The organism is Paenibacillus sp. Paensp38, assembly GCF_059491915.1.
Map to the genome: position 1 here is coordinate 5,410,592 of NZ_CP168516.1, position 24,061 is coordinate 5,434,652.

Annotated in this window: 20 protein-coding genes; 17 read left to right on the forward strand and 3 right to left on the reverse strand. The window is 42.2% G+C overall.

The genetic code is table 11. The features are described 5' to 3' along the window. The first annotated feature begins 138 nt into the window (after positions 1 to 138). From ACEN8J_RS23965 to ACEN8J_RS23975, 3 genes are read left to right on the forward strand one after another with little or no spacing between them, the layout of a single operon-like run. A complete protein-coding gene (locus ACEN8J_RS23965) occupies positions 139 to 2,511 on the forward strand; it encodes an ATP-dependent DNA helicase (protein WP_459761175.1) in 2,373 nt (790 codons plus the stop codon). Then, positions 2,501 to 3,010 carry a MarR family winged helix-turn-helix transcriptional regulator gene (locus ACEN8J_RS23970; protein ID WP_029518649.1) on the forward strand — a complete coding sequence of 170 codons (510 nt, stop codon included), beginning with the start codon at positions 2,501 to 2,503 and terminating at the stop codon, positions 3,008 to 3,010. Before ACEN8J_RS23965 ends, ACEN8J_RS23970 begins: the two co-directional genes overlap by 11 nt. Positions 3,011 to 3,047: 37 nt before the next feature. Further along, entirely contained in the window at positions 3,048 to 3,656 is a 609-nt protein-coding gene (locus tag ACEN8J_RS23975) for a pentapeptide repeat-containing protein (RefSeq protein ID WP_029518648.1), read from the forward strand. A gap of 81 nt (positions 3,657 to 3,737) precedes the next feature. On the opposite strand, the gene ACEN8J_RS23980 is transcribed toward ACEN8J_RS23975, so the two are convergent. Beyond that, on the reverse strand, positions 3,738 to 4,331 hold the full coding sequence (locus ACEN8J_RS23980; protein ID WP_165145925.1) for a hypothetical protein: 594 nt from the start codon (positions 4,329 to 4,331) through the stop codon (positions 3,738 to 3,740). Between the two features lie 210 nt (positions 4,332 to 4,541). Between ACEN8J_RS23980 and ACEN8J_RS23985 the strand changes: the two genes are divergently transcribed. Then, positions 4,542 to 5,498, forward strand: a complete 957-nt coding sequence (locus tag ACEN8J_RS23985) for a nucleoside hydrolase (RefSeq protein WP_013312477.1) — start codon at positions 4,542 to 4,544, stop codon at positions 5,496 to 5,498. 139 nt (positions 5,499 to 5,637) lie between these two features. Here ACEN8J_RS23985 and ACEN8J_RS23990 read toward each other — a convergent pair whose 3' ends face one another. After that, a complete protein-coding gene (locus tag ACEN8J_RS23990; protein WP_029518646.1) occupies positions 5,638 to 6,822 on the reverse strand; it encodes a GAF domain-containing sensor histidine kinase in 1,185 nt (394 codons plus the stop codon). Positions 6,823 to 7,194: 372 nt separating this feature from the next. On the opposite strand from ACEN8J_RS23990, the gene ACEN8J_RS23995 reads away from it, so the two are divergent. The 12 genes from ACEN8J_RS23995 to ACEN8J_RS24050 all read left to right on the forward strand — a co-directional run bounded on the left by ACEN8J_RS23995 (position 7,195) and on the right by ACEN8J_RS24050 (position 21,747). Continuing rightward, positions 7,195 to 7,800 (forward strand): hypothetical protein, encoded by a 606-nt coding sequence (locus tag ACEN8J_RS23995; RefSeq protein WP_029518645.1) that lies wholly within the window; start codon positions 7,195 to 7,197, stop codon positions 7,798 to 7,800. After that, entirely contained in the window at positions 7,784 to 8,308 is a 525-nt protein-coding gene (locus ACEN8J_RS24000; RefSeq protein ID WP_165145931.1) for a hypothetical protein, read from the forward strand. The genes ACEN8J_RS23995 and ACEN8J_RS24000 overlap by 17 nt, the downstream gene beginning before the upstream one ends. A 2-nt stretch (positions 8,309 to 8,310) precedes the next feature. Continuing rightward, positions 8,311 to 8,688, forward strand: a complete 378-nt coding sequence (locus ACEN8J_RS24005) for a DUF4280 domain-containing protein (RefSeq protein WP_029518643.1) — start codon at positions 8,311 to 8,313, stop codon at positions 8,686 to 8,688. Positions 8,689 to 8,739: 51 nt separating this feature from the next. Further along, positions 8,740 to 11,502: an NlpC/P60 family protein gene (locus ACEN8J_RS24010; RefSeq protein WP_340886729.1), complete on the forward strand. Its 2,763-nt coding sequence runs from the start codon at positions 8,740 to 8,742 to the stop codon at positions 11,500 to 11,502. Between the two features lie 133 nt (positions 11,503 to 11,635). Further along, a complete protein-coding gene (locus ACEN8J_RS24015; protein ID WP_069010974.1) occupies positions 11,636 to 13,087 on the forward strand; it encodes an NADase-type glycan-binding domain-containing protein in 1,452 nt (483 codons plus the stop codon). Beyond that, complete coding sequence (locus ACEN8J_RS24020) at positions 13,087 to 14,532, forward strand: NADase-type glycan-binding domain-containing protein (RefSeq protein ID WP_495594057.1); 1,446 nt, start codon at positions 13,087 to 13,089, stop codon at positions 14,530 to 14,532. The genes ACEN8J_RS24015 and ACEN8J_RS24020 overlap by 1 nt, the downstream gene beginning before the upstream one ends. Before the next feature lie 24 nt (positions 14,533 to 14,556). Further along, entirely contained in the window at positions 14,557 to 15,747 is a 1,191-nt protein-coding gene (locus tag ACEN8J_RS24025; RefSeq protein ID WP_495594059.1) for a hypothetical protein, read from the forward strand. 26 nt (positions 15,748 to 15,773) lie between these two features. Next, positions 15,774 to 16,967 carry a hypothetical protein gene (locus ACEN8J_RS24030; protein ID WP_459761172.1) on the forward strand — a complete coding sequence of 398 codons (1,194 nt, stop codon included), beginning with the start codon at positions 15,774 to 15,776 and terminating at the stop codon, positions 16,965 to 16,967. Next, a complete protein-coding gene (locus ACEN8J_RS24035; protein ID WP_495594061.1) occupies positions 16,964 to 18,112 on the forward strand; it encodes a hypothetical protein in 1,149 nt (382 codons plus the stop codon). The genes ACEN8J_RS24030 and ACEN8J_RS24035 overlap by 4 nt, the downstream gene beginning before the upstream one ends. 17 nt (positions 18,113 to 18,129) lie before the next feature. Next, positions 18,130 to 20,157: a polysaccharide deacetylase family protein gene (locus tag ACEN8J_RS24040; RefSeq protein WP_495594063.1), complete on the forward strand. Its 2,028-nt coding sequence runs from the start codon at positions 18,130 to 18,132 to the stop codon at positions 20,155 to 20,157. A 21-nt stretch (positions 20,158 to 20,178) separates the two neighbouring features. Continuing rightward, complete coding sequence (locus ACEN8J_RS24045) at positions 20,179 to 21,573, forward strand: hypothetical protein (RefSeq protein ID WP_495594065.1); 1,395 nt, start codon at positions 20,179 to 20,181, stop codon at positions 21,571 to 21,573. 27 nt (positions 21,574 to 21,600) lie between these two features. Then, positions 21,601 to 21,747 (forward strand): hypothetical protein, encoded by a 147-nt coding sequence (locus ACEN8J_RS24050; RefSeq protein ID WP_318627688.1) that lies wholly within the window; start codon positions 21,601 to 21,603, stop codon positions 21,745 to 21,747. Positions 21,748 to 22,133: 386 nt separating this feature from the next. Here ACEN8J_RS24050 and ACEN8J_RS24055 read toward each other — a convergent pair whose 3' ends face one another. Beyond that, a complete protein-coding gene (locus ACEN8J_RS24055; protein ID WP_342434612.1) occupies positions 22,134 to 22,481 on the reverse strand; it encodes a hypothetical protein in 348 nt (115 codons plus the stop codon). An 80-nt stretch (positions 22,482 to 22,561) separates the two neighbouring features. Between ACEN8J_RS24055 and ACEN8J_RS24060 the strand changes: the two genes are divergently transcribed. Then, positions 22,562 to 24,022 carry a lipase family protein gene (locus tag ACEN8J_RS24060; RefSeq protein WP_495594068.1) on the forward strand — a complete coding sequence of 487 codons (1,461 nt, stop codon included), beginning with the start codon at positions 22,562 to 22,564 and terminating at the stop codon, positions 24,020 to 24,022. Positions 24,023 to 24,061 lie beyond the last annotated feature (39 nt).

Here is a 24,061-nt window from a genome sequence, read left to right on the forward strand (position 1 = left end):
TAGTATCGTGGGGAATAAAGCAAAAGGCCTCGTTTCTATATTTCGGTAAAAAGTAGGCGTGAGTGAATACCAATCGACCATTAAACGATTCTTCTGTCCCTTACGTTTCGTTTATCTACGTGGTACAGTGAAAGGACTATGACCGGAACGGGTGATCGTATGAAGGAACCAATTCACATATCGGTGCGTCCACTTGTGGAATATGTGCATCGGAGCGGCAGCATTCATAGCGGCTTTCGATCGAATAGCAGTATGCTCGAAGGAACTCGCGTGCATCAGGTTATCCAGAAAGGTTACAAGGAGCATGACCGCAAAGAGGTACATTTACGTACAGAAATTCAGTATAAGGACGAATTGTTTATCATTGAAGGCCGCTGTGACGGACTGATTGAGCTGGATGGCGTATGGACGGTCGATGAAATTAAATCGATCTCTTTGCCTCTCGAAGATATTCAGGGTGACGGTCAACCCGTACACTGGGCGCAAGCATTTCTGTATGCCTATATGATTGCTCGTGAGGAACAACATCATTCCATGCAGGTCCAGCTTACTTATGTGCAGGCACACAGTGAAGACATTCGCCGATTTAGGCGCGAGCTATCCTTTACTGAGATGGAAGCTTTCGCGCAGGAGATGATTGCTGGTTATGCACCGTATGCATTCCTGCTGAGAGCACATGCGGAAAAGCGGGATGCCAGCATTGCTATGTTGAATTTTCCCTTTGACACGTATCGTTCGGGTCAGCGAACGCTCGCGGGTTCGGTGTACAAGACGATTGCCGAAGGGGTTAACCTGTTTGCCAAAGCGCCTACGGGTATCGGTAAAACGGTATCCACTTTGTTTCCCGCGATCAAGGCGATCGGTGAGGGGCAGGTTAGGCGAGTATATTATGTAACGGCTCGTACCACCACTCGGGCAGCAGCCGAAGAAGCTTATGCCAGAATGCAGGCCCAAGGGCTGCACATGCATGTGGTGACTTTGACTGCGAAGGATAAAATTTGCTTTAAGGATGAAAATGATTGTGACGCTGGATCATGCAGCATGTGCGAGGGCTACTACGACCGGATCAACGGTGCGGTATCCGATATTTTGGCGAATGAGACGTTAATGACCCGGGCGGTGATTGAGCGTTATGCGCGCAAGCATAAGGTTTGTCCCTTTGAATTTTCGCTGGATGTGGCGTATGCCTCGGATGGTATAATCAGTGATTATAATTATGTTTTCGATCCACGGATTTCTCTGAAAAGATTGCTGGAGGAGCACAAGCGAAAAGGTGTCGTACTGGTGGATGAGGCGCATAATCTGGTAGAACGCGGCCGGGACATGTTTTCGGCGGAAATTTTGAAATCTTCTTTTTTGGAACTGAAACGAGAATTTAAGCTGCTAAGTCCAGAGATTGCTGCGACTGCGAGTGCAGTGAACGCACATATGATTACGCTGCGCAAGCAATATGCAGACACAGGAAAAGCAGTGGAGACAGTAGCGCCGCAAGAGGTGCTGGAGCTGCTGGTGCCTTTTGTGGAAGCTGCTGAACGTGAACTGGTAACGGGGAGTAGTACAAGTCGCGCAAGCAGTGAAAGTACGGCCTACGCATTGCTTCTGGATACGTATTTTACTGCTCAGAATATGCTGCGGATTGCTGCTTTATATGATGAACGGTACGTTACTTATGTGGAAGCAGGGCGCAGTGAAGTGAGGGTCAAGCTGTTCTGCCTCGATCCTTCTCACTTGCTGGGACAAGCTATTAAGGGCTACCGCTCAGCCATTTATTTTTCCGCGACGTTGACACCGCTTGCTTATTATCGGGACATGCTCGGAGCAAACGAGGAAGATTATACGTTACAGGTTCCTTCCCCTTTCCATCAGGAGCAATGGGATGTACGTCTGCTGCCGCTCTCCATCCGTTATCGGGATCGCGAGCGTTCCAAAGGGGCGATTGCGGATATGCTGGCTGCATTGGTTGTGGAACGGAAAGGAAATATGCTTGTGTTTTTCCCGTCCTATCCATACCTGCGTGAGGTATATGAGGAGTTCATGCTTCGGGACGTGTCCGCAAATACGTTGGTACAAAGTCCGGGGATGACCGAACCAGAGCGGGATCGATTCCTAGAGGCCTTCCAGCCTGGGCAAGAGCACACCTTGCTTGGCTTTGCCGTATTGGGTGGTGTGTTTGCTGAAGGTGTTGATTTACCCGGGGATCGCTTAAATGGGGTAGTCGTCGTCGGCGTTGGCTTGCCGCAAATTGGAGCAGAGCGAGATGTGCTGCGGGATTACTTTTCGGAACAGGGACGGAATGGTTTCAACTATGCGTATGTATATCCAGGGATGAACAAGGTTCTTCAGGCAGGTGGCAGGCTTATCCGCACAGAGCACGACGAAGGATTGTTGGTCCTGGTAGATGATCGTTTTGCCAAGGAACCGTATGCTTCTTTGCTGCCAGATGAATGGAAAAGCTACCGTCTGACGGAACAAGCGGGATTAAGGAAGGAATGGATAGACTATGAACTTTAATTTTCATAATGACTCCATACGCGGGGTGCTGCGTAGCTTTGGACATGAGGATGCCGAAGTAGATAATATAGAGACTTTTGTGACATTTGCGCGCTTGGCTAACGGTATTTTCAGAGAAATGGATACAGATTTGACCAAGTTGGGGGCTTCTCAGGGTCGGATTATCGTGCTTAGCCTGTTGCATTGCCACTCGCCGCATCGCATGACACCATCGGAGTTAGCGGAAAAAGCGGATGTCACGCGTGGGACCATGACGGGACTGATCGACGGATTAGAGCGAGATGGCATGATTGAACGTGTGGCTCATGAGAGTGACGGACGGATGGTGACTGTCGGATTAAAAGAGGCAGGACGAGAGCTATTAAGTAAGATAGTCCCTTATTATACGAAGCTGATTCGGTCGTGTATGTCTGAGTTTACGCCGCAGGATCATCAGATGATGAAGGGTTTGCTGGGGAAAATGAAAGGCGGTTTTGAGCGGTCCTTGCCGAAATGCTGAATTCCTGATATAGGGAATAAGGAATAGGAGAGAGAACATGTTCTTTTATACAGATGAGGTCTATGAAGACCGTGATTTTGGATCAATGGATGCCAGAGAAGGTGAGTGGAAAAATTGCGAGTTTACCCGATGTCGCTTTCGGGGTGTGGAGATGAATGAGTCCCTTGTGGAAGGCTGTACTTTTGTGGACTGTGATTTTACCGGGGCCATTCTGAATGCATCTCACTACAAGGAGTCGGCTTTTACCAATTGTTTGTTCACCAGCGCCAATCTGTTTGTAGTCCGGTTTGATAACTGCAAGCTGGTAGGTTCAGATTTTGCGGGGGCGAATATGGATGGTATCACAATTACGGGCGGAGATTGGTCTTATACGAATTTGCGTCATGCAGATTTAAGAAAACAAGATTTGCGAAAAATACGATTCAAGGAAGCCGACTTATCCGAATGCAATTTGGAAAAAGCAGATTTGCGAGAGGCTGATCTTAGCCGGGTAAGACTGCACAAAGCCCATCTTCAAGGAACAGACCTGCGCGGTGCGAAGATGGATGGCGTGAATTTTAAAGATCTGGACATCACCGGAGCCAAGTTGGATATCGAGCAGGCAGTAGCGGTGGCTCGCTCCTATGGAGCCAAGGTAGAAGGCTAAAAAGCACGGGATACCGATGCTGGTTTTGATCTGGAGTACCCCGTGCGGGTGAAATGGACGGTTGATTCGAAATTGAAGGACTTAATCTTTAGTGGATGCCGGCAGTAGTGGAATTGCTGCTTCCGGGTTCTGGTTTGGCAAATGATCAATTCCCACAGGCTCTAGAGGCTGCTGTGGAACCGTCCAGTTGCGCGCGATATCTACGGCAGTTCGCTGTTCCAGCAAGCGTTTGGCTACTTCATAACATTGATCGACATGCCGATTGCCAATGGTTCGCATAGCAGTAAAGCCAATTGCCGCGGCTAGCCCTTGCCCCAGAAGGGGAACAAACTTGCTAACCTGCTTGGTAGCGATCCGAATGCCCATCTTTTGCAAAATCTGCACGATAACTTCACGGGTGATGAGTCGCCCAATCAGCTTGCTGCCAATCGAAGTGATAAAACCATACACCATGGATTTGGTTTCTGCGTCCAGACCTTCCAGCTGCTTCTCAGATAATCCGAACTTTCCATTAATGGCTGGCAGTAGCTGCATCAAAATGCCAACATCAGCAAGAACGTCAGCCCCTGGAACTGGAACTAATACCGCTCCACCCGAAGCCGCAGCTCTTTTTGTCACCATGGATTTACACTCTTTACGGATCTGCTCCAACTCTTCTATTGTTTGGGCTGTCATATGCATCTCTCCTTCATACGCTTCCGATTAGGACCCATGATTCTACCCTGTTATTACACACATTTCTACCTATCTTAAGCATGGCGCAAGCAAAAAATCCCTGATTCACGCACTATCGCACATTTACTCCTGTGAAGCGATCAGGCATAATGAAGGGTGGTTGCCGATAAGAACAAGCCTGCTTACGGGGATAAAGGAAGGAAGAGACAGATGAGTCAGACAAACGTTTATTTTAATCATGATGGTGGAGTGGATGATCTAGTATCCCTTTTTATGCTGCTTCAGATGGAGCAGGTTCATTTGACCGGAGTATCGGTGATTCCAGCAGATGGTTATCTGGAGCCTGCGACGGATGCCAGCCGTAAAATTATTGATCGTTTTGGACAAAATAAAGGGCCTGTGGAAGTCGCAAAGTCTAATTCACGCGGTAAAAATCCGTTTCCTGCCGCTTGGCGTTTACATTCCTTCTATGTGGATGCATTACCCGTACTGAATGAATCGGGGCGTATGGAAGCACCGCTTTCATCCCTGCCAGCTCATCAGCATCTGATCGAAAAGGTACGCGGAGCTGAAGGTAAGACGCTGTTGCTATTCACTGGACCGCTAACCGATCTGGCGCGAGCGCTGGATGAAGCACCGGATATTGAAGCAAAGATTGAAAAGCTGGTATGGATGGGCGGCACCTTTGAAAAAGGGAATGTGGAAGAGCCGGAGCATGACGGCACAGCAGAGTGGAATGTATTCTGGGACCCAGAAGCGGCATATCGGGTGTGGCAAAGCGGCATCACGATTGATCTGGTAGCGCTGGAAAGCACAAGCAAAGTACCATTAACTCCAGCAGTACGCAATCGTTGGGCTGCCGAGCGCCGATATGAGGGCGTGGATTTCCTAGGCAACTGCTACGCGGGATGTCCGCCGCTCGTCTATAGCGAAACGAACTCAACCTACTACTTGTGGGATGTACTGACCACTGCATCCGTAGGACGCCCGGACATTGTCAAGAAAAAGACGGTGCATTGCAGCGTGATCGCAGAAGGGCCAAGTCAGGGCAGAACGGTGGAACAGGCGGATGGACGTCCTGTGAATCTGGTGTATGATACAGACCCGGAAGCCTTCTTTACGTATATGGCGGATTTGGCCAAGCTGGCTGCTCCCAAACGTTACTAAGTCTGGAAATGTACAGACGTGCGGCATAGGGCGATAATACTGCCTAGTGAGACGTACCCATAACATAAAGCCCGTGAACGTTATGCGTCACGGGCTTCTATTACATGATATACCATATCATCACTAGCTAATTTCAGTTTTAGGCTGACTCCTGGTATGTTTTCAGGGTGAATTGGAGCGTTATCTCCGTCCCGCTACCAGGTTCACTCCTCCCTGTCATCTTACCCTTCATTCGTTTTAATAGATGTTTGGTAATCTGCCAACCCAAGCCTGGATTACCATATGAGGGGGAGTACCCACGGTCATGTTCAAGCCACAATTTCAATTTATTCGGAGATATACCGATTCCAGTATCCTTCACCTTTAATTCCAGTTCAACCTCAGGTGCATCGGTCACAGATCGGGTGTTTGCAGATAAAGTGACGGTTCCTGTGTTTGTAAACTTCACTGCATTATCTACCAAATTAATCAACATACGGCGAATTTTAGCCTCATCCCCGATAAAAATAGGCGAGCTGGTGAGATTCCAGTCAAGCTTCAACTCTAGATTCCGCTGTGCGGCTACCTCTGTATACAGACTCAATACATTTTCCATCATCGTTCTCAGATCAAACGGATCTTCAATATCATCGATCTGCCTGGACTCTATATTGCTGTAATCCAAAATATTACTCAACAACGTCATAAGCGAGCGACTGCTCGACTCCATGATGCTCATATATTGCTGTTGTTCCTCTGTTAACTCTGTCGTCAGCATGAGGTCGGTGGCTCCCCATATTTCGGTTAGCGAAAACCGAATTTTATTACTCAGGGAAGAGATCAAATCCAGCTTGCTCAGGGCAGAGATCTCAGCATCTATCTTTTCTTTCTCCAGTTCCACCACATAACCCAGAAATACAGCCATAGCCTGTAGGGCCTTCAGTTCGGATTCTGTCAAATGTACAGATGGTGCGTCCAAGATACAAATGGTTCCGTAAGCCTGACCATTTTTCATGCGAATAGGGATTCCTGTAAATGAGTGGTTTCCGATAGTTTTAGTCACATCTAAGTCGCATGTGTGCGGGTGAATAGTCGTTTCTGAAATCGTGAGGTGATCCGCAGGATGATCCAACACCAGACTGCAATAGCTAAGCTCAAAAGGGAGCACATCCCCTTTCTTAACGAGTATCTCTTCCCGGTTAAATGAATCAACGATTACATTCGTAATCCCATCATTAGCGGTAATAAAAATGGTGTTTACATGTAAAATATCACTCAACACATCAATGACGTGCGCGGTAGCCTCTTGAATACTATTATAAAAACCTGTAGGTGAAGTAGTCATGTATCTCCAATCCTGATGCAAAGTGGTGGTTATCCAAAAACTTTAGCAGTTTGTGTATCCCATTCTCGATCCTCTGAATGTGCTTTTGGAGCGTATTGTTAATTATACATGATTATTTCATTATAAACCGATCTTTCTACTTCCATTTACCTATTCGCTTGCGCAAACCTTCATTTTTTAGGTCTAATGCTAGCCTTTCTGGGAAGGTTTTTGTTTGTATTATTACACATTCACGAAAATATATGATTATTTTCATTCTATTTTCATAAATTCATATGTAATCTCATGATATGAAAATTGTGTAATAAAATAGGAGGATAGAACCAGTAATATCATGTAAATATTCTATATAATAGGTTCAGAGGTGGAATTATGAATAGACAAGAAGCCCTAGAACACTTCCTTAAGACCTATGCAGAAGATGTATTGAACCAGAAATTACATCAGGCAGCGTCTTTGTATGAACAAAGAAAAGATGAGCTCATCTCTTCTTTTATTCAATCCTTTCAATCGATCTGCCTGCAAGCCCATTCTTCAGAAGTGGCCAAGACAAGGATCGGATACATTACTTATTCTATGAGGCGCACGTATCTGGTGGATCGCAACTATAACTATGTCGTCGAAGCCTATGATAAAAATTGGTTCTTTGATCCTCAACCTTGTTATGGAATCTATGATGCAGGCTGGGCATTCAGCTTTTTAGCAGAATTGGAGGATGAATTGAATCAGCTTCGAAAACCTTATATGAACAAGATTTTTCAGCCTGATGTGGAGCGATTTGTACTCCAGGCTGCAGGGGAATTTCATCAATATATTCTGAAATTAGCGAAAGATGCTATTCAGCAGGTTGTACATTTACCTGAATTCAAGGCCTTGAAATGTGAGGACGATTTGGAAGTAAGAATAGGGGAGTATAAAGGAATCAGTGAGGTGGTGTATTCAAGAGCTTATGGAGTACTACATGATTCAACAGGATAATCGTATTACGGAGTATATGTATCCAGTAGGGACGAATCGCCGGCAGTTATTGGAATGGGCAGAAAGCTCATCATGTGCCGATGAAGAATCTATTTTACAATTTTATGTATCAGGTGATGCGGACTATATTGATTTTATAGAGCATCCGTTACCCATCGTTTCGGAACAACTAAAGGAAATCTTTGATATATATCAAGCCGGATTAAGCTGGAAGTTAGTTGTTTTTGCCGATATGCAGCGAATGCAGCAAACAAGGTATTGGCTGGCAAATCCGCCTAGCCTGATGTGTTTATCACCACGCAGTGAATATCATAGGGACGGTACACTGAAGAAAATCATTTTAGATGAATATGCAGTCGAGAATCATAAAATATTCAGGGTTCAGGGTGCCAATCATCATATCATTGTAGACCTCGATGTGGCTGAATGTATTTTGAAGTTCAATCTGGCAGGCTTGAAATTACAAAAGGTCGATACAGAGGGGCCATCTATACAAAGGAGAGTCTAAGAATGAGTGAGAGCTATGTAGTGGATGGGGCACAGATACATTGCAGCTATGGAAGTCATACAGGAAGATTTAGTGTTTCAGCTAACAGGGGAATTAGTATTGGTGACAAACTACAAGGGAATATTCAGGATTTTCACCCGCAGACGCATATCCCTTCTTTCGGAATGTGTCGTAGTATGCATAATCCTGCAGTCTCTTCTGCTAACAAAGGGAATTCCGGGAAAATCATTCCGCAGTCCTGCAAACCGAGCGTTTCTATGCCTTGGTTGAATGGAAAAAAGGATGTATACGTAGATCAATCTCCGGCTCTGATGAGCTGCTCCACGAACTTATGCATGTGGTGTGGAAAAATCTCGTTCACCACAGACGGGCAGGAATAGTTAACAGATTGTAGGATTTGCATCACATGAAAAGCAACCGGGGGGAGTAAGATGGGACTGGCAGGAACTGTGCTGACTTATGGAAATATTAAAGTAAATGCACCGTATGAGATTATCAGGCTGCTTGATTTTGAATTGACACAGAAGATAAATGAGCACGGCAAGGTGTACATTACTGCTCTCATACCGGATGAGGACCATGCGAAGTATGACGGTTTAGCACATGATGAGGATGTGCTAGAGGTATATGAGATGGATGAAGACCGAGGGACAGTTAGCATCTTTAAAGGAATCGTCACCAATATTAGAATTGCATTCAAAAATGGCGTATATCACATGTACATCGAGGCTGCCTCTTTTACATATCTGATGGATCAACAAAGGAAAAACCGTTCGTTTCAAAACGGCAAATTGACATATTATCAACTATTCCGCGAACTCATAGATGCCTATCCACATGGGGATTTTATTGACCTGACGGACAGCAATCAAAAGTTAGATGGCTTTACTATTCAGTATGGGGAGAGTGACTGGGAGTTTCTGAAAAGAATGGCTTCTCATCTACAAACTGGACTGATTGCCGAGATTACGTCCGTGTTCCCGAGACTATGGTTAGGTGCCTCAAAAGAACAGGTGAAAGGTGAACTGCGCAGCATTAACTTTTCCCTCCAAAAAACAAAGTCAGGCCCCCGGTATACATATGCTGAAGTGGAGGATACGAAGCGTTTTGAACTTGGAGATGTCGTCGTGTTTCGACGAAAGCATTGGGTTATTGATCAAATTCATGCAGAGATGAAGCAAGGTATTATGACATATGACTATGTTCTCGTTCCTGAAGAGGGTATTCCGAGGGAGGTCATACATAATCAGTTTATTAAAGGTACCTCTATTGAAGGGAAAGTTATTGATTTAAATAGTGAAAACGAATCCGTTAAACTTCATCTGTCCGTGGATTCCATGCAGTCCAAAGTTGAAGGGTGCTGGTTTTCTTACCCCACTATGTATACCGGAGATGGGATCGGTTGGCATTGCATGCCTGAGCTGGGGGATCATGTCCATTTGTATTTTCCATCTAACAAAGAAAAGGAGGCTCGTGTAGTTCAATCCCTGCGTAAGAGAGACTACAAAGGAGATGAAATCAGTCAACCGTCAAGAAAGCTATTTCATACCAAAACACAAAAAGTGGCGAGATTCGATGATAAGGAATTAGCCCTCTCCACCCAGAAAGATAAGATACTGGTACGCTTAAACCCTGCATCTGGTATTCATGTGTACAGCCATCACGATCTCACCTTTCACGCCGATACAGACCTAGTGCTGCATGGCAAAAAGGTACAGATGACCGCTACTCGCGAAATATCTCTGACGTGCAAAACTAGCTATATCCGAACCGATGGAGCACTTCATATCAAGGCTAGTAAGTTCATGAAAAATCAGGTACCTGATGCCGAACTGAAAGCTTATAAATCCCTGATTCAAGAATTGAAGGGAAAAGGGTATCCGCAATGGGTGCAGAATTTGCTGCTTCAATTTAAAACGGACTACTACAAAGCCGTGGCAGCCGGGGACAAAAAGGGGGCCAAGGAAGCAGCGGCCAAGGCCAAGCAATTGCGTCAGCAGGTGGCAGAAATAGATCGTATGCCTGCCTGGGCCAGAGCGCAAATGCATGAATACACGTCCCAGTGGTGGGAAGCGCATGGAGCCAACGACAAAGCCAAGCAAAAGCAGATGCATCTTCTCGCGAACCAACTGCGTGACAACGTGCTAATCAACGAGCTGATTCGTGGTCATTCAGCCAAATCCTATCTGGATGCGAATCGGCTGGAGGAGCTGTCCGGACAATACGCAGATGCGGCCCATAAGCTGACCATCGCCGATCAAAGGGCTATTGCTAAGGAAGCGGCTGCCCTGCGTAGTAAGTATGGCGTGAACAGCCTGCTTGCCAGAGATAATTTGAACAAGCTTGCCAAGAAGTATCCAGACAGCTTCTCGTACAAGCTACCAACTACAGGCGATTGGGATAAGGAGCTCAACGCCGCTTTGCATGATTTTGCGAAAAAATACGGCCTGGAAAATAAGGGATATGGTCGTGATGTGCTCGCAGTGTACCTGCATCAAGTAGCCAATGGCATTCTTCCATGGCCTAAGGTTAATAAGGCTGCAACGCCAACAGTTCCAGCAACGACAACAACGAAAACGGAACCGGGCAAGAAGCCGCCGACTACTCCTGAAAAGCCAACGCAGGAGGAACCAAAGCCTACTCCATCCAACAGTTCTGCCGAGGAAAAAAGGAAAGCAATTGTAGAATTCGCTAAGAAGTTTTTAGGCAAGATTCCTTACTGTATGGATACTAAAATTACAACGATGAAGCTGGACCCCAACAATCCACCTATTTATATGGACTGTTCTGATTTTAGTTCCTCGGTGTACTTTACCATATTAAATGTGCGTATAGGCGGTACTACAAGCGATCAAATCCATCGGGGAACAGAGGTTGACTACAAAGCTTTACGATCCAGTGGGGATTATAAAAATTTGAAGTTAGGTGATTTAATCTTATTTGATTGGGGGAGTGGGGGGAAAACCAAATTCAAAGTAGATCATGTAGGAATATATGTGGGAGATGGAAAGTTCATTCACGAGCATGGTAATGCACAAACTCTTGCTGAAATGAAAAAGGACCTCAAGCCATCTCATAATGTAACAATAGATAAATTAAACACAAATTGGGGAAAAGGTTATGGTCTTATATATTCAAACGTTATCGCAATTAGACGTATTATACAAGATGATGGCTCAATAATTAACAAATAAGAAAATAAGAAAATAAGTAGTAGCTTAAAACATCATAATAATATTTGATTCCAAGGTATTCTCAGGAGAAAATAGTGCTGCCCCGTTTAGCAAGGTAGGCTTTATTGAGAACGGAATAGGGAGTGGTAAGAAAGTGAATTTTATAAAAATCATATTGATTGTTACTTTTGTAGCCATTATATCGGCATGTAGTGGGTTTAAAGGAGAGGAAGCTTTCTCGTCTCCTCACCCCCAAGAAATATCATCACACAGGGTCACACAAGATAATAGAAATGTTACTGAAAAAGAAGCACGGTGGCTTTTAAATGGAGAAGAAGACCCATATCCGACTCAATTTTTGACCAATTTAGATGATCCTACAGGGAAGACCTATATACGAATCGATGACTTGGTAGATGCGATGCAAACTAAAGAAGAGCGAATAAAATATCGCGGCTCCCAAGTAACTGTCAGTAGAGTATCAAATGATGGAAGTCGAATGGCGATCGTAAGGACAATCTCTGATGTGGAAGAAGGGGGCGAAAAACACATTCTTGAGGTATATGATCTGAACTCAGGAAAAAAAGAGTCCGAGTTTGAACTGCCTTCAACGTCTTACCCTGTAGTCTCTCCTGATTTAAGTAAATATCTTTATGAGTTGAATGGGCAAGTGTATTTATATGATGCAGTAAAGAGGAAAACGACAAAAATAGACATTGGGAAACGTAAAATAGATTTAGGTATCATTAGTTCAGGATTATTTTCTCCAGATGGCACTAGATTCTGTTTTGAGGAAAATGACCAACCAGGCATCATTATGCTGAATCTGTCCGGTATTAGTGGAGTAAAACGTTTACTTACAGGGTCTATGGTTTCGCTTTTGCAATGGGATCAAGAAGATAAATTAATTTATACAATTTCTGAAGAGGACGACAATTACACAAAAGATGTCTATTCATTTGATATAGAGAGCGGAGAAAAAAGGTGGATAACTAAAAGTACGGCACCATTTATACTATCCCCTGATCAAAAATTGGCGCTGTCCGCAGAATACGAAGCATCAAAAATGTATCTGGTTCATCTGAGCGATGGAAGAAAGGAGGATATATCCTCTTTTACTAAAAACCAAGGAATACGCACGGCTCCAATACAGTGGATCGAAGCAAAAACCAATTATATGAAGTATAGCAACAAGGTTAAAGTGAAAAGAATTACTGCCTCTTCTACGCTACCTGATCAGGGTATTCGTTCTTTTAATGTGGACAATTTAACGGATGGAAATTATTCAACCTCTTGGTGTGAAGGAACCAAGGGGGGCGGAGTAGGGGAAACGGTAACTATAGATTTGGGTTCAACTCAAGAGATGAGAGGTATAGATATAACCGATAACTTCATGTGGGTTAATAATAAGTATTTAGACGTAAGTAAAATCAAAAAAATGAAACTTGATTTTTCGAATGGGCAATCTGAAGTGTTTGAGGGCAGTGGGGCACGTTTCAAATTTGATGAACCTATACGGACTTCTTTCGTTAAGATTACCATCCTGGAAGTGAAAAAAGGCGCGGACTTCCCAAATACATGTATAGGTGAGCTGAAGTTATTGTGATGAACAGTAGAAAACGGAAAAAAACTGCAGTATGGATAAGTAAAATTACGTTATTGGTCATGATCTTTTCCATGCTATGCGGGTGTATACAATCGAATGAGGGGCAAAAAGTAGGACAGGAGCGGAATGAAACTTATGCTTCTGTCTCTCAGTCCAAGAAACCTCCTCCAACAAAAAGGGCTGTAAATTGGTTGCTCTTTGAAGCGGAAAATGAAAACATGCCTGTGGACTATCTCGTTGATATGGATGATCCTACAGGCAATACGTTTATTGATACAACTGATATTATTGATCGGTTGTACGCAAGTGAGAAAGAGGATTTCCCTAGAAGTGAGCTGGAAATAATGCGATTTTCTAGTGACGGCAAGACTATAGCACTGAGCAGATATACACATATGATAGATTACAGTGCCATTTTTATTTATGACTTATCCACATATAAAAAGTTGTATAAATTTAATATACCTGATAGGGAATACGTCGTAATATCACCGGATTTAAGTAAATGTGTGTACACCAATAATGGAGATTTTTTTCAATACAATATTCAGGGACGAGTCACTCAAAAACTATCTATTTCCAACTATACTGGTTCGGAAGAATCTATTGGATATAGTGTGTTTTCTCCTAATAGTTCAAAATTATGTATTGAAGATAATGGTACTCTATATATTTTTGATCTGATGGCGAATAAAGAGGTTCAACGAATCACAGTGACCAAGGCAATGCAGGTTTATCAGTGGCTTTATAATAATAAGATAGTTTACCGTTCCTATGATGACGAAAAGTGGTACATGTTGAATTTAGATGACGGAAAGAAGAGGATGTTGGCAGAATTCTCTGAGAACCCTGTTTTAACTTTAGATAACCACAGGGTTGCTTATGTGAATTCGAAGGGTGAAATGCAACAACGAAACATCCAAACAGGTTTGCCTATAAAATACTCCAATCTATTTCACAGGATAGGCTATAACGTGTCCCCTACACAATGGATACAAACAACAACGGATTTAATGAAATATCGAAAAAGTATCCCGGCACGGAAAATCATTGCCTCTTCTACACTTCCAGACCAAGCAGGAAATTCCTATGCTGACCAAAACATCATGGACGGAGATGCGAGTACAGCCTGGTGTGAAGGAGTTAAAGGAGACGGGATCGGGGAGTGGATCAAAATTGATTTCGGCTCTATGCAAGAACTGAAGGGGTTTGAGCTTATTAATGGTTTAGCTAAGTCATCCAAAGCTTTCCAAGCAAATAATAGAGTTAAACGAATGAAACTAGAGTTTTCAAACGGGCAGACCATGATGATAGATAATGATTTTATAAGCAACGAATTTCTTGATAACCCCATTCATACCTCTTTCGTGAAAATAACGATTGAGGCCGTAGAGCGAGGAAGCAAATATAACGATACCTGTATGTCAGAGATACGATTCTTTTAGTATTCGTTAAAAAGGAGAAGACATATGAAATGGAAAGAGCCAACGTTTGGTGCAACCCCTATGTTGAGGGCTTTAACAACTGCTAATGCACACAGGAAAGCACAGGCATTTGATCTTGCAGCAGAACAGAAAAAACAAAAACTAAATTACCCAGACTGGGCCCAGACCTGGATGCGTAAATACAAAGAAGATTGGTATATTGCTCAAGTCAATGGTGACGAGGTAGGTATGCGTAAAGCGCAAAAACTGGCAGAAGGACTTCGAAGCAAATTACGCGAAATGGCCACATTCCCCAAGTGGGCTCAAGAGCAAATGCAAAAAGAAACCGTTGGTTGGATGACTGCGGAGGCAAGTGGAGATATCAGGGAAAAGCTGGCTGCCGAGAAGGCGGGACGAGCTATACGCGAGAAGCTAGGTCTGATTGATACGAGTACTAAAGCACCACCAGAAGTACCCGTTACCACCGAATCGAAAGATGAACCTACAAAAACGAACGTAAAGACTCCGGCTGGAAAATGGATACCTGCTGAATTCCAGTATAACGGTAGTTCTGAAGCTGAGAAATATTTCAAAAAGCGTTCAAAAAAATTTATTAAACAAAAATGGAATCAGGAAAAGCTGCACAGTTTGTGGGAAGCTACAAAAAGCATACAAGAAACGTATCATATTCAGATTGATCCACGTCTTTTGTTAGCTATTATTATTCAGGAAGGGACGGGAAGCTTTAATACGAGTAGTACAAATCGAGCAGCCGATGGTCAGCATGGTGTCGAGACTAATTATGCAAAGGATTTGGTGAAGGCACATAATTTAATATTTGGTAAAATGTTGGGATACATTTACTATGGTGAGGAATTTAGACAAGTTGTAGTTAAAAACAACAACTTGGAGGGGATTAAAGGTAAAGGTGATATATATCAATACTGCAATTGGATAACTCCGATTGTAAGAATGAATTCGAAGAGAGTAGATTGTGGGCCGTATGCTGGTCATGGTACATGGGGTGAAGATGTAAAATCCATTTATAACAAACTAAGTAATAAAGAGGCCGATAATTATGACTTATATCTATCAAATATTAGTAAAGACACAGCTCAAAATATTGCTAGCTCAGAAGGTATAAAACTTCCTGCTATTACCTTCAAGGCACTCCGAAATGCTCAAGATAGTGGTGGTAATGAGATTAAAAAGTGGACGGTAACGGGCGAACGATAAGCTAAAATTCGAAAAGAGGAAAAGAAGTGTACAAGCCAAGTTACGGTTATTTTATTATATTGACTTTTTTGGCTTTAGGAGTAACCGCATGTAGTCTTTCAGATATCAATACTTATGACAATGGGAAAACAGCTACTGCTAAAGCTAAGCAAGAAAGCTCTAGCTACTATCCAGAGAAAGGAACAGACAAAGCCAAAAATGTTGTATCTGCCGATCCAAAGCCCCTTCAGGATGAGGACTTCACAATATCATATCGGTCGCACAAAATTGATAGGAATACGGATATTAAAGAACTTATCCATAAGTGGGGTTACAGTGAGGGATACGATAGCTTCAATCGAGGATATATTAGTGGGAATGGAACCTACCGAAGATGGAACTTATCTTATCCTAACTATGAAGATTCAGAAATTCGATTTGTAGTTCTATCTAAGATCGAATTTGAAGGGGAGGAACCGGTTGATGGTGAAAGTTATCTAGTAGCCGTGAGCTTGGAAAATCCCAAGTTTAAAACCAAAAGAGGATTGAAGATTGGTGATACCCTTGGTAAAGTGCTACAACTTTACGGTCAACCAAGTACCATAACAAATAGAAGTCTGGTTTACTCCAAAAATGGCCTACATTTGAGTATTAATTGGGATACTAAAACAGAGAAAGTAAATAATATTTTTATTGAATATAACATGGAGAAATCCGTAAAGCAGCAACGTAGTGCTGATTATGTAGAAGAGGATGCTCAGCCCGACCCTGATCTGGAACCTTATACTATTCAAAGGGAACAATCATTTACCACCACTCTTAATGGATGGGGAGAAGTAAAGTTTATATCCACTTTAAAAGATGAGGATACGAATGATCTGATTCAAGCAAAGTTTTTTTTGGAAGTTAACAGTGACAAAAATGTGGAAAACAAGATCCTGTACGAATTCCCCGAATTTTATGGTAACAACGGTAAAATGATTGATAGGATCAAAGCAGTAAGTTTTAAGGATTTGAATCAGGATGGACGTACGGATATTGTTATTATTGCTGATTATATCACCGGAGTTAATGCACACGGAATAGAGACACTGCCTGTCGCAGAGGTTTACTTTCAGAAAAAAGATAACACATACACTACCCTGCCTGAATTGGATAAGAGTATCAATCAAACTGGACATAACCGAACACTTCAAAATGTCATTCAATACGTAAGCAAACAACGAATAAACGTACAGTGATTAATACAAAAAGGGAGTTTTTTGAAATCAACTTTATAAAACAAAATACAATACTATTTTTAATATTGTTATTTAGTCTGCTATTAAATGGATGTTCCGTAAAATCTACGAATGAGAAGCAGCAAGCAGTTGAACCCATCAAACCTAGCACTCAAATGATAGAGAAAAAAGCTGTGACTGAACCAGAGTCTGCTGCTCAAAAACAAGATCGGAATAGCAATATTGTGAATCCGATTAATAAAAGAAATGAAAATTACGCCATAGATTCTAACACATTAGATCAGTTTATAAAGAAAATCCAGCCCCCAAATGAGCAGCTTCAGAAAATATTAAAAGAAGATTTGGACCTTGATGGAAAGCCGGAATACGTGCTTGCTTTTGGGTTAGAAAAAGGGGTGATTGACAACGTATTTGTAGTCCGAGAGGATGCTGGCTATCACATCATTGGTAAATTAGAGGACCCAATTATAGTTGCACATCTTAATACAGACATGAAGATCATGAAGCTGGATCAAACAGAACAAAAGTTTATCGTAGTATATTCCACTAGCGAAGTGGATGAGGCCGAAGGATTCTCTATATTTACTTTAGGCCATAACCGAATTAGCAACCTGAATTACAATTATCCAGAAGCAACAGGGCAAGGAATCAGGAAGCTAGAGGACATTAATAAAGATGGTGTTTTTGAGGATGTGAGTTACTATCGTTTTCAGGATACTCAACAACATACAATCATGACATATCAGAAATTCGATAGCAGCGGACCCGAAAAAACAAAAGTTCTATATGAAAATAAGAATAAAAAATTTGTAAACCCTACGGTTCCTAAAGATATTATCCAAAATTATTTGGAAGATCATTATCTTATGAATCGCTTCTTGATACACTTGCCTGAAATGGCGGAATTCACTGCGTTGTCAGCAAGTCCGAAAAATCATTTTGAAGATATCATAGATTTTTCCGCTATGGACTATACAGGATTAGACTTGAATGTAAAAGAGATTGCTTATGAGGCTAATCAGCGGGTGTTTTTGGTAAAGAGTAGCTCAGAAGAAGAGGAATCAAACAAAGGACTTCTATTTACATTAGAAAAAAAGTCAGGCAAGTGGAAGATTATGAGTATAGAGATGAACGATAAATCGTAGAAAGTGTGATATCCAGCATGAATTACTTGAAGTACGGGCGAGCTTCTTGCGTCCTATTACTACTCATTTCCTGTGTAGCGCTGAATGGATGCATGAAGGAACAAAATTCTCCAGCAACTAAAACAAATCATGCGCTTTCTCTCCAAAATGAAGATAAAACGATTTCCTTTTCGAAAAAGCTGGACACGTTAGTGAAAAAACTTCATATAGTCAACGATGAAAATAAGGATTATGATACCAGACAAAATAAGCTTGAGGAGTTCACACAGGAATTTAATTTGTTGTTAATCGAGCCAAAAAGTGTAGAGATGAAGGATGGAGAATTAGTAGAAAAGTTCGATAACAATCTCACTATCTTAACAAAACCATTTCAGTTAAAAAGTGGGCAGCTAAACGTTAGGGTTATGAATTATAGAGCACCTAAAACGGTGACAGGTACGATCGGAGATAAATACACATTTATTCAGTGGTGGAGTTCGAAGCAACTTGTACATGCTCAGATGATTGAGAATGGCGGGCCAGAATTGACTACAGACTTCGTGGTCCGAGATTCAGACCAAGGAATACAGTTGTGGTTAGGGGGGTATGTCTCCATATATCATCCAGACCCCGTATTTGTTGATCTGTGGGAGTTGTCTGGACAAAAGTGGACGGAGAAAAGCATAAATGTAGGTAAGATGAAGCTTCCGGATGCGTGGGAACTGAACAAGGATATGAATAAGCCCATTATTTTAGAGAGTCGACAACATGATAGCATAGGTATCGAGGTTTTAGACCACGGCGATGGTTTCTTCATAAACAGTGATGATTCTGAACAAAACCTTATCATTGAGTTCTCCAAAAGTGGAGAAGTCCGTATTGATTCCGAATATAGCACTGCCTTGAATACTCATAGTGAACGGCAAAGCTATGAACTCATTCAAGAGGAATATTCAAAAAATGGGATCGTGATTAAATACCCTCAAATTATAAAACTCAAGGATATTGCAAAGCAGAAATCTTTAAACAAAATTCTTAAGGCTGATGCTTTAGAAGGATTACAAAACTATGCGGATTCCAATGCTGGAGTCCATGTCGAAATTGATTATGAGATCAAACGAGAAAGTGAACGATTCTTGAGTGTTCAATATACGGGTATTCATTATGTGAAGGACGCAGCCTATCCTACTCATATGTTTTATACGACGAACCTGGATATGAAGCAGGTTTCAAGAATAAGGTTGAGGGATCTGGTAAAGGTCGAGAAACCTTTTATTGAGCTTATAAAAAGCGGGAAGATTACAGCTGTTCAGCCGGAGCAACAAGGATTAATTGGTGATTTCACAAAAGATGATTTGATTCAATTGTTAACAAATGCGGATGTAACCAAAGGTTCGCTTGCGGAAGTAGAAATGGAATCGTTTAGTTATTTCACAAATGATTCATTGGGGATGAGTGTACCTATGGCACATGTGGTAGGGGACCATGCGGAGTATGAAATTCGTTTTGCACAAATTCCAGAGAATATTAGGCAAAATGAGGAACTATGGAGTGAGTTAAGTTCCGTTGAGGATCAGTCTGTTTCCACAGTTAGCGGTGAAAAGTTGAATACCGACCAATATGAAATTGAAGAGTCGCAGTCTTTTCAAACTACTTTCGAAGGCTTTGGGAAAGTACGGTTTGTATCCACATATGGGTATCCGGAAGGTTTTCGTAAATTCTTTTTCTTCCTATTGGATGACCAAGGACATATTCTGTATCCATTCCCCGATTTCTACGGGAACCGTGAGTGGGTTGCACGTTACGGAGGAGTAGAAGCAGTGGCCTTCAAGGATGTGAATAAGGATGGATTGAAGGATGTTATCATCATTGCCGATGTTGACAACGGGATTCATGGACCTGGTAGAGTTGATGAATTCCCTATAGCGGACATTTATTTTCAGAAAAAAAATAAAACCTTTACCACGCTCTCTGCATTAGATGAGGCTCTTAACGATCAGGAGCATAATCAAACCATTAAAGATGTCATTCAATACGTAAGCAAACAACGGATAAACGTAAACTAACCGACAAAAGGGAGCGGTAACATGGGATATCCAATCATCAAGTATAATGGAACGGTTTTATCTCTTAAAAATCCAAAAGTTAAAGTTGTACAGAAAATGAATGAGCATGTGAAAGTCTTTTTGACAGGTGTGTTAACGGGTACCCAAATGGAAGAGTACACAGGTCATATGGAAGCAGGGGCGAAGTTAGTCGTTTCTTATGTGAATGATGATCAAAAGCAGAGTGTATTATTTAGGGGATTAGTCACGCAGTTCAGAATCAAGTTGGTGTCCAATGTAGCCTATTTGGTCGTCGAGGCCCTCTCCTATACAAGCCAGCTGGATGAAGTGCTTCATAGACAATCCTTTCAAAATGTGAAGATGAAGGTGCAGGCATTACTTGAACATGTACTCAAATCCTATCCCAAAGCCAATTGTACGAGCCGCTTAAAAGATCAGCTTTTACAGGAATTTACGATGCAATTCGACGAAACGGACTGGTCGTTTCTGAAACGTATAGCGTCTCGGCTTGGTTGGGGACTGATACCTGATCCGATTGGAGACAAACCTCAGTTTTATTTTGGATTACCGGATGGTGTCAATCAAGGTGAGCTCAAACAGTATAACTACTCGATGACGAGAAAAACCAAACCAGGAGCTAGCAAGGATGACAACCTTTTATATTATAAAGTGCAAACGACAGGGGCTAGAGATGTCCTGCTGCAAATTGGGGCGGAGGTTAAATTTAAAGGGAAAGCTTTATACGTCCTGCAGTCTGTTGCGTTTATACGACATAGTGCTTTGTGGCATGAATATGTGCTGACTACAGCGGATGGAATGAAACAGGATTTGATTGTAAATGAAAGCATTCGTGGTATCTCGTTAAAATCGAAGGTTATTGGAATCGAGCAGGACCATGTGAAGGTTTTCTTTTATGAAATGGATAAGGTCAAGCCGAATGTCAAGGAAACCTACGCTTTCCCAACGGCTACATTTTATACATCGGAAGGGAATACAGGATGGTACTGCATGCCGGAGCTATTTGATTTTGTAGACATTTACTTTCCGACCGCTAAAGAAAAAGACGCTATTGTGACCCACTCGATCCGAAGGAGATCCAAAGGAGGTGACTTTATTAAGGACCCATCGACGAAAATCTTTATGACCAAGTACCGCAAAGCTATTATTTTTGAGAAAAATGAAATTTTAATCACTGGGAACGACGATGAAGTGGTGATTCGACTGCTGGATGACCATGGCATCGAATTGCGGAGTAAAAAGGACATCCGTGTTAAGGCTGATGGAAATTTGGTATTCAATGCGGGGAACACAATTCAGGTCACCGCGAAGGATGCTATCGGTTTAAAATGTAAAACGAGTCTGGTAGAAATGGATGGTAACATTAAAATGACTGGAGAAAAGATAAAGACGCAGTAAATAAAACTACCAAGAGAAGGGGAAAGCATGGCTAAAGTAACTACAGGAGCAATTGTCAATGAGAAAGCGCCGACCCAGGAAGATATGGTCCAAGAATGGAAACGTAAAATAAGCAAAGGCGAATATCCTTTTATTCATGTAACTCAGCATAGTACCAAAGGTGACGAGCGTTAAATATGTTTAGCAACAAGTAAATAAGGCTCCTAAGGAGCCTTATTTGAGTTTGATGATCTATACCCTTTTAGCACTGTTATGTAGCCGTAAAGGTGAATTTTATTAACTACATTTGTCATTGCATACTCTTTAATAGTAAAAATTAAAAATGGTGTTCATCTGTGCAATTTTCCCCTAACATACAGTTACAAAGACCTATTCTACATAAACTATGTACTGTGACCAGATATACTGTATCCAATGACTTTATACTTATTTTTCCTCCCCGCTATATCGCTCGTAAATAGGATGCACTATAATTATACTACTTCTTAATTTGGGAAAAATTAGACTTTAACATAGATTACAAATATGTTGAAAGTGAAATGCTCGATGAGTATCCCTTCTCAGGAAGAAGGGGTCTTGTATTTGGGGACTTCACTGTCGATAAACCAATCTGGCCCGGAGACGTCGATCACTTCTTTGGTTTTATAATTATAGTAGATGGTAATTTTGTTGTCTTCGTGGCCTTTAATGTACCCATATAGATAGAGCCTGAAGTGGACAGCAGGATCATCCACAGCATAATCCTTTAATATGAAATCGGCATTATAGTGTTCTTTAATAAACTCCACACCGATGGGAGTGGCGACGTCTACTAATTCTTTTTTCTCTTTGTCGGACAAGCTGGAACAACCTCCTAAATACATAATAATTAAAATAAGTGCCAGAATCAGTGGGATTTTTCTGTTCAAGTTACAATTCTCCTTTTCTGGTAATCACCTTTTTTCATAACTCTATAATATATTTACACAATAGACAAGGTGGGAATAACTTGACCTACATTAACGATAAAACATACTGGACCATTGCGGATAGAGTTTATGACCGAGAGTTGACTGCCAAAGATTCTAAAAGCAGAATTCTTCCTGACTGGAAGATTGTTGAGCCTGAAGGAGCTATGCTGCATGATACGAACGGTTCTGGATTCGATGCGACTGTATTCCTTAACGAGAAGACCAATCAGGTGATCATCGGTTATAGGGGTACAGAACCTCCAGATCGCCCCAAATGGAGCGTGGCGATGGACTGGGGAACGGATATCAGCGATGTCGTCGGAGGACGCGCGAAAACGTTGGAAGAAGTCCATCAATATTATGAAAATAATAAGGCAGAGGTGGCTAAACTCCCACCACAAGTGCAAAGCGCATTTCTTCAATATGAGGAGAAGTACCAGAATAATCAATTTACACAAGCTGAGAATCTATATGATGTCGTAAAAAAACAGTATCCCTCTGCTGAAATAACGACCACAGGCCATTCTCTAGGAGGAGCGGAGGCAGAATATGTGGCGGTGCGGAACGGACTGACATCAGTCGCTTATAATCCACCAAGCATTGTGCATCTGTTACCGGATGATCTTCAAAGGAAGGTGGAAAATGGCGATTTTCGAAAGACGAATGTCGCTTATGTCAATCCGAAAGATACTATCGGTTCGGGAGCTAATGATGCACAGCCACATGTGGGTACAACCTACTTTATAGACAATGATTATAAGACAGCTAATAGAGCTAAAATCACTATTCCTGTTTCATTACCAGTCGAAAGAGAAAATAAGTGGGCTAACTTTTTTTTGGGGCCCAAATGGTCTCCCATTGTGTATGTCCCGATTACTTTGCCTATGATGCAGCAAGATCCGATTACAAAGTTCTATAATTCGGTAATGGGAGAAGCGACACATAGCATGGATCATTTCACATTTGATGAAAACGGCAATATAATCAATCCACTGTACACGATGGACGGTCAATTGGTGGAAGGCAATCCACGGGTGCAGGCATACGAGCAGATGCTGGCCGCGCGAGCAGAGCTCAAGGAAGTCATGGGCGATCTGGTTGAACGCTATGGTGGACAAATGGGTGCCTTCGGGCAGTTTGCTGCTAATGCCCTAGGTGTGAATTTGATGGGAGCAGGCCAACAAAATGGCCGCGCTAATAGTGGAGCTTATTTTGTAGGCAACAAAAATGGGGGTACAATTCAATTAACACCTGAGGAGCTAAAGCATGCGGCTAATCAGATGCGTTCTAGCTTGCATGGATTTTCCAGTGATACCCGTGCGTCCATTCAGTTATTTCAGGCTCATATCGGGACAAGTGAAAGTCAGTCTTTGACCCCGCTTGCGCATAGTGCTACGGCGACACTGGATCGGATTAATCGCTGGTATCAGGAATCGATTACAGAGATAGCAGAATATATAGATCGTAAGGGCCAGGAATTTACGATGGTGGATCAATAAGAAAGAGCAGCTGGAAGAACACAACGGGAGGCGAAAGAG